The 6,981-nt window shown below is 73.6% G+C and carries 7 protein-coding genes; 3 read left to right on the forward strand and 4 right to left on the reverse strand.

The features are described 5' to 3' along the window. Positions 1 to 6: 6 nt before the first annotated feature. The gene (locus ACZ7HQ_RS40465; RefSeq protein WP_471001215.1) at positions 7 to 1,215 is read left to right on the forward strand and encodes an NAD(P)/FAD-dependent oxidoreductase; all 1,209 of its coding nucleotides are present in this window, start codon (positions 7 to 9) and stop codon (positions 1,213 to 1,215) included. Between the two features lie 72 nt (positions 1,216 to 1,287). On the opposite strand, the gene ACZ7HQ_RS40470 is transcribed toward ACZ7HQ_RS40465, so the two are convergent. Then, positions 1,288 to 3,315 carry a cell wall-binding repeat-containing protein gene (locus tag ACZ7HQ_RS40470; protein ID WP_471001218.1) on the reverse strand — a complete coding sequence of 676 codons (2,028 nt, stop codon included), beginning with the start codon at positions 3,313 to 3,315 and terminating at the stop codon, positions 1,288 to 1,290. A 285-nt stretch (positions 3,316 to 3,600) separates the two neighbouring features. Between ACZ7HQ_RS40470 and ACZ7HQ_RS40475 the strand changes: the two genes are divergently transcribed. Beyond that, entirely contained in the window at positions 3,601 to 3,810 is a 210-nt protein-coding gene (locus tag ACZ7HQ_RS40475; protein ID WP_471001222.1) for a hypothetical protein, read from the forward strand. Positions 3,811 to 3,974: 164 nt separating this feature from the next. Continuing rightward, entirely contained in the window at positions 3,975 to 4,763 is a 789-nt protein-coding gene (locus ACZ7HQ_RS40480) for an Fpg/Nei family DNA glycosylase (protein WP_471001226.1), read from the forward strand. A gap of 3 nt (positions 4,764 to 4,766) precedes the next feature. Here ACZ7HQ_RS40480 and ACZ7HQ_RS40485 read toward each other — a convergent pair whose 3' ends face one another. The 3 genes from ACZ7HQ_RS40485 to ACZ7HQ_RS40495 form a co-directional block, all read right to left on the reverse strand. Continuing rightward, the gene (locus ACZ7HQ_RS40485) at positions 4,767 to 5,510 is read right to left on the reverse strand and encodes a 4'-phosphopantetheinyl transferase family protein (RefSeq protein ID WP_471001229.1); all 744 of its coding nucleotides are present in this window, start codon (positions 5,508 to 5,510) and stop codon (positions 4,767 to 4,769) included. Continuing rightward, positions 5,507 to 6,463 carry an alpha/beta hydrolase gene (locus tag ACZ7HQ_RS40490; protein WP_471001232.1) on the reverse strand — a complete coding sequence of 319 codons (957 nt, stop codon included), beginning with the start codon at positions 6,461 to 6,463 and terminating at the stop codon, positions 5,507 to 5,509. Before ACZ7HQ_RS40490 ends, ACZ7HQ_RS40485 begins: the two co-directional genes overlap by 4 nt. A gap of 3 nt (positions 6,464 to 6,466) precedes the next feature. Beyond that, a partial coding sequence (locus ACZ7HQ_RS40495) for an acyl-CoA carboxylase biotin carboxyl carrier protein subunit (RefSeq protein ID WP_471001235.1) occupies positions 6,467 to 6,981 on the reverse strand: 515 nt, incomplete at its 5' end.

A 6,981-nucleotide genomic window follows, 5' to 3' on the forward strand; every position in this document is an offset into this window, starting at 1 on the left:
AAGGAGATGCAGCACCGCATCATCGTCCTCGGAGCCGGATACACCGGAGCCATCGCGGCCGGCCGCCTCGCCAGGCGGCTGCACCGTGACGACGTCGCCATCACCCTCGTCAACGCCGAACCCGACTTCGTCGAGCGGGTCCGCATGCACCAGCTCGCGGTGGGCCACTCCCTCACGCCCCGGCCCTTCAGCGAGATGTTCGCGGGCACGGGTGTCGAACTGAGGACGGCGAAGGTCACCGGCGTCGACGTGGACCGCAGGCTTGTCACCGTCACCGACGTGAACGGCACCGGGGAGCGGGCGGCGGAACTGCCGTACGACACCCTCGTGTACGCGCTCGGCAGTGGCTGGAACGACCAGGGCGTGCCCGGCACCACCGAGCACGCCCACGAGATCGCCGGCCGCCCCGGAGCGCTGCGGCTGCGCGAACGGCTGGCCCGTCTGGACGCCGGGGCGCCCGTGGTCGTGGTCGGCGGCGGCCTCACCGGCCTGGAGGCCGCGACCGAAATCGCCGAGGCCCGCCCGGACCTCGGTGTCGCCCTCGCCACCCGCGCGGGCCTCGGCGACTGGCTCTCGCCCAAGGGCCGCCGGCACCTGCGGAAGGTCTTCGGCAGGCTCGGCATCACCGTGCACGAGCACACCACCGTCACCGCCGTCGAGGCCGACCGCGTCACCACGGCCGACGGCGGCTCCGTCCCGGCCGCGGTCACCGTGTGGACCACCGGCTTCGCCGTCCACCCGATTGCGCGGGCCACCGCCCTGGAGGTCACCGGCACGGGCCAGATCGTGGTCGACCGGACCATGCGCTCGCTCTCGCACCCGGACGTGTACGCCATCGGCGACGCGGCCATGGTGACGGGCCCCGGCGGCAAGCCGCTGCGCATGTCGTGCGCCTCGGGTGTCCCCACCGCATGGCAGGCGGCCGACGCCATCGCGGCCCGTCTGACCGGCGGCACGCCGCCGCGGGTGCCGCTGCGCTACTTCAACCAGTGCATCTCGCTGGGCCGCAGGGAAGGCCTGATCCAGTACGTCACCGCCGACGACCGCGCCGTACGGGCCGCCCTGACGGGACGCCTCGCCGCCCTCTACAAGGAACTGGTCTGCAAGGGCGCGGCCTGGGGCGTCGCCAACCCGACGATGGGACTGCCGGCCCGACGTCACCGCGTCGTGGGGCAGCCGTCCCGGACACCCGCGCAGGCCGAGGCCACGGCCTGAGCGGCCACCTCGGCACCAGGGACGCGGCGGGCAGGTCCTGGGCCGCCGCTGTGGGCGGCCCAGGCGGCGCGGTCACCTCGTGACCGTCACCTGGAGCGGGGTCAGGTCGGGCTCCGGCGCGGGGCGGTTGCCGCCGGCGGACTGTGGCTGCGTGGCCGGGCTCTGCGGGGCGGCTCCCTTGTAGTACGGGGTGTAGGCGTAGTGGTTGCCCACGCCGATGGCCGCACCGATCGCCGGGATGACGGACGCGCCGACCGAGCCGGTGCCGCCGAAGACGGCCACGTGGTGCACGCTCGCCGACATCCGCATCAGGTACCGCTTGGTGTCGTACGACAGTGAGGTGGCGTCGGTCCACAGCAGCGGACCGTAGGTGGTCATCGCCGACGACGCGGAGACACCGTCACGCCAGTTGCCCACGGAGGCCACCGCGGCGTTCGACGGCAGTGACCACCACAGGGCGGCGAGCTGTGTGGCGTTCGTCTGCGGGCTGCCGCCGGCGACCCGGTAGTAGCTGTACCTGCTGGGCCAGTGCGGCATCCGGCCGGCGTTGTACGCCTTGGTCAGCGCCGACTCGGCGTCCGTCCCCACGGTGATGATCCGTGTGGTGGCCGGGCTGTACCTGTCGAGGTAGCCGTAGACGGACGCGGTCATCGTCGAGCCGTCGGTCAGCAGCACGACCGCGTTCCCCGCACCGCCCGACGAGCCCGCGGCGGAACTGGCGGCCAGGGCGTTGTGGTAGTCGGTGCCGGTGGCCAGGAAGACGTACTTCGGGGTGCTGGTGACCGCCTTGGCCACGGCCACCGAGGTGGAGTAGCGCGAGACGTCGGACAGCCGCTTGGCGACGTACCCGAGCGAGGTCACCTTGGACGCCACCGCGCTGCCGAGGACCTTGGTGCCGCCGACCAGGTAGACCGTCTTCCCCTTCGGCAGCATGCGCTTCAGCTCGGTCTGCACCGAGGAGTCCAGGCCCGTGCCGGAGGTCATCAGCACCGGCCCGCGCTTCTTGCCGGCCAGCGAGGCGGCGGTGGTGGCGTACGCCGGGTCCGACTTGCTGATGACGACGGCCGCGCCCGCGTTCGACAGGCCGGGCGTGGACGTGCCGACCGTGTTCCAGGTCCACCGGGACGAGGCGATGTCGGTGTCGTAGCTGTCGGAGCCATAGACCCGGGAGATCGCGTCGTCCCTGAGCGGCTGCCAGGCCACGTCGGTGCCGCTCGCCTGGGGCACCTTCGCCACCGTGCCCGTGCCGAGGTCGAGGATCCGCAGCTGCGGGCCGCTGGGGCCGTTGTCGGGGCTGCCGGTGACGTACACGTCGTACGCGATCCGGTTGCCCTGCGGTGACCAGGCGGGCCGGTTGTGGGCGTAGTCGCCCTGCGTGACCTGGGTCGGCCCGGTGCCGTCGGTCTTCACGGTGAGGATCTGCTTGTGCCCGTCGACGGACCGGGTGAAGGCCACGGAGCCGCCGTCCGGGGAGATGCTCGGCTCGTTCGCGTCGTCGGCGAGCTTCTTGAACGCCCCGGTGCGGCCGTTGTAGACCCACACGGCCGGGGTGCCGGTGGCCGAGCAGCTCGTGCCGGTGCGCACGAAGGCCAGCATGCCGTTCACCGCGCCGCTGGGCTGGGAGTCGCAGCCGTCGACGTCGGTTCCGAACAGCGCCTCCGGGGCGCGGCTGCCGTCGGCCGCGGTCACCCGCAGCCGGCCTCCGGCGGTGAAGACGAGGTCGCCGCCGCCGTACCAGAACGTCGGGTCCTTCGGATGCCAGCCGCTGCCGGCCGGCATGGCGATGTCGACGCCGGTGTCCTCGGAGTCGGCCCATGCCGTGCCGATGTGGTCGTCGTAGGGGTTCACGAAGGCGACCTGGCTGCCGTCGGCGGACCAGGCGCCCTGGTCGCCGGTCGGGTAGAACTGCGTCAGCGAGGACCCGTCCGGGTTGACGAAGCCCATGTGGCCGCTGCCGTCGGTGTACAGCAGTTTGCCGTCGACGGCCGGCCAACTGCCGGTGACGGCTGACGCGGGGCCCGAAAGCCCGGCGACGAGACCGGCCGCGAGCGCGGCGACGGTCGTGAGCGCCGCGGATCTGCGGCGCGCAGGCGTGTTCAATGTGCCCCCACGGGTGAATGGATGGCCACCGCGCCTCTCCCCCGAGGCGAACGGACGGCATCGTGTTCGTCGTCCGTACGGCGGCGGCGAAACACTAATGGCAGGCCAGGGCAGCTGTGAAGGCAGGGGGACATACGGGCGCGGAGCGCGTCCCCGCGTGCCGGGTGAGCCTCGGTGCCCCGGATGGCGCCGCCGATGAGCGCGGTGGGGTATGTCCTATTAGCCTCCGAGATGAGCGCAAAGTGGATCTTTGATGGTGCGCTCCACTCGACCCAAGGAGGAGACATGCGCAAGCTCGCCAAGGCCGCTGTCGCGGCCGCGGTTGTCGCCGGCGTCGGCTTCATATCCGCCGGCCCCGCCACCGCCCAAGGGGCGGAGACCATGCATCGCGGCGGGTGCATCGACATCCTGGGTGAAGTGGGCATCGCCAACGGCCTCGCCGGCAACCTGCTGAACGGCGAAGGCAATCCAGGCGCACAGTTCACCGAGTGTTAGCCGGTCACCCAGCGCACCGAATTGGGTCTCGGCGCCCGGGCCCCGCGCCCGCCGCCCGTCCGGCCGTCAGTGGCCGGTCTTCATGTGAGAAGTGGATGCCAAAGGCCCCGGACCATGACCGGTCCGGGGCCTTTGCGTGGGCTTCTTCGGAAAGGACGTCCGCCGTGCCCGAGTTGCCGGATGTCGAGGGATTCCGCAGGGTGCTCGAGTCCTGCGCGAAGGGACGGGTCGTCCACCGCGTCGACGTGCGCGACGCGGGCGTCCTGCACGGGATCGGCGCGCGGGGGCTGCGCAACGCGCTGGAAGGGCGGCGGTTCACCGCGCCCGAGCGGCACGGGAAGTGGCTGCTCGCCCACACCGACGGCCCCACCGTCATGCTGCACTTCGGTATGACCGGCCATCTGGTCTGCGCCGATTCGGGTGACGCGGCCGAGGCCCATGACCGCGTCCTGTTCACCCTGGACGGCGGCCGCCAGCTGCGCTACCGCGACCAGCGCAAACTCCAGGGCCTCTGGCTGGCCCACGACGACGGCGACGTCGGCCGGCTGCTGGAGCGCCAGGGCCCCGACGCGCTGACGGTGGACCGCGACGACTTCGAGGCCGCGCTCCGCGCCCGCCGCGGCCGGCTCAAGACCGCTCTCACCGATCAGTCCGTCCTCGCCGGCCTCGGCAACCTGCTCGCCGACGAGATCCTGTGGCGTGCCGGGCTGCGCCCCGACAGCCGGGCGCGCGATCTCACCCGGGCCGAGCTGCGGCGCCTGTACACCCACATGCGCCGCACCCTGCGCTCCGCGGTCACCGCCGGCTGCGTCCCGCCGCGTGACTCCTGGCTCACCGGCCACCGCGACGACCCGGACCCGGTCTGCCCCCGCTGCGGCACCCACCTGCGCCGCTCCCGCATGGCGGGCCGCGGCACGGTCTGGTGCCCGCGGTGCCAGCCGGGCGGGACCTGATGCTCACGGAGCCGGTCGTGGCGCGCTCCCCGGCCGCGGCGGTACGGCGACGGCGGTGAGGATGAGGCCCTGGTGGGCCAGCCAGCGGCCGGTGAACGCGGCGGGTGGGTGTGCCTCGGCGAGGACGTGGGCGTGGAAGGTACCCGTGCGGGGCGCGGAGAGGGCCGGTGAGGGGGACGCGGGGGGCGGGGCGTGGAGGTCGACGCGGATGTGCTGGGGCCGCAGGACCCGGTGGGTCAGCGGGAACCAGGCTTTGTAGACCGACTCCTTCGCGCTGAACAGGAGGCGGTCGTGGTGCACGCCCGGGTGGTGTGGGTGCTGCGCGCGCAGCGCGTGGCGTTCCTCGGGCCGGACGAAGGTGTTCACGACGGCCGGGGGCAGCGGCGTGTTGGGTTCGGCGTCGATGCCCAGGGCCAGGAGGTCGGTGGCGAGGGCCACGGCGGCGGCGCAGTAGTCCCGCCGGTGCGTCATGCTCCCGACGGTCCCCGCAGGCCACTGGGGTGCTCCGTGGGGTCCGGGGAGGATCGGGGCGGGTGGCACGCCGAGCGCCCGCAGGGCACGGCGGGCGCAGATCCGGGCGGTGGCGAACTCGCGGCGGCGTTTGGGAAGGGCGTGTTCCAGGTGCGCGGCCTCCTCGGGGTGCAGGGCGGTGGTGGGGTCATCGGGCACGGTGCCGTGGACGGAACCGCAAGGAGCGCCCAGGAGTTCGGCCGCACGGGCCGTGCGGGGCAGCAAGGAGGCGATCACGGGCGGGGCAGGGGCTGTTGCGGGTGGGGGGTGCGCTGCCCCAGGCGGGCGGCGAAGCCTTCGAGGGCGCGCAGGTGGTACGGGCGGGCGGCCCAGCCGAGGCTGAGGTTGTGGCCCGCGTCGGGCTGCCGGTCCACCTGGACGGGGGCACCGGACAGGGCGCCGCGCATCTCGTCGAGGGCCTGGTCGTCGTGGAGCCACCAGCGTTCGTGCTCGGCGAAGGTGAGGCGGACCGGGACGCGGACGCGGGGGGCGAGGTCCAGGAAGACCGAGGGCCAGCTCAGGGCGTCGGCCGTCTCGCGCGGGGGCATCGGCGCGACCAGGGTACGGCTGGTGGCGTGGGTGCGGGCGGGGTAGAGGCGCAGGGGGCCCCAGTGGAGTTGCCAGGCGGCGCGCCCGTCCCGGGAGCCGAGGACCTTGGCGCTGCCGGGGGCGTACCGGTGGCCGCACCCGGAGACGTCCACGCCGAGGAGGTGGCCCTCGGAGCTCTCCGCGGCATGGGTGAGTGCCAGCTTGCCGCCGAAGGAGTGGGCGAGCAGGAAGATGCCCGCGCCGGTCGCGTACCGGACGCGGATGTCGGCGAGGGCGGTGTGCAGGATCGCGGACTGCTCGGGCAGGGACCGGCCGTCGGGGAAGAGGGTGCTGGACAGGCCGTAGCCGGGGCGGTCCAGCGCCAGTACGGAGAAGCCGAGCGCGGCGCCCAGGGTGAGCAGGGAGAGGCTGGGATGGGCGCCTCCGTGGAAGTACCCGGCGCGCATGCCGGCCCCGTGCAGCGCCACGACCATGGCACGGGGCGCCCCGGAGGCGGGTTCGCAGAGCAGACCGGAGAGCCGGACGCCGCCGGCGTGCACGGTGACCGGGCGGACGGGGGCGGCGGGTTCGGGGCAGGAGGGTTCGGGGCAGGGGGGTTCGGCGCCGCGGAGGGGGCCGGGAGAGCGGGCGGGGTCGGGCACGGTCTACTCCTTGATGTCGCAGATCGCGGATCCGGCGGTGACGGCCACACCGACCTCGGCGGTCAGGCCCACGATCGTCCCCGCCTTGTGGGCGGTGACGGGCTGTTCCATCTTCATCGCCTCCAGGACGACGACGACGTCCCCCGCGGCGACCTGCCGGCCGTCCTCGACGGCGACCTTGACGAGGGTGCCCTGCATCGGGGAGACGAGCGTGTCACCGGAGGGCGCCGGGCCCGGACCGGCCGCCCGCGCACGGCGCTTGGCCCTGGGCGCGGTCCCGGCCGGGGCGACGATCGCCGTGGCGCCGAGTGACATGGGCAGGGAGACCTCGATGCGCCTGCCGCCGACCTCGACCACCACGCTCTCGCGGCCGTCCGGTTCCCCGGTGTCGCCGGTGCCGGTGGGAGTGAACGCGGGGATGGTGTTGGTGAACTCGGTCTCGATCCAGCGGGTGTGGACCGTGAAGGGGTCGGTGGAGTCGGTGAGTTCGGGGGCGAACGCCGGGTCCCTGACGACCG

The sequence above is a fragment of the Streptomyces sp. NPDC037290 genome (assembly GCF_055603245.1).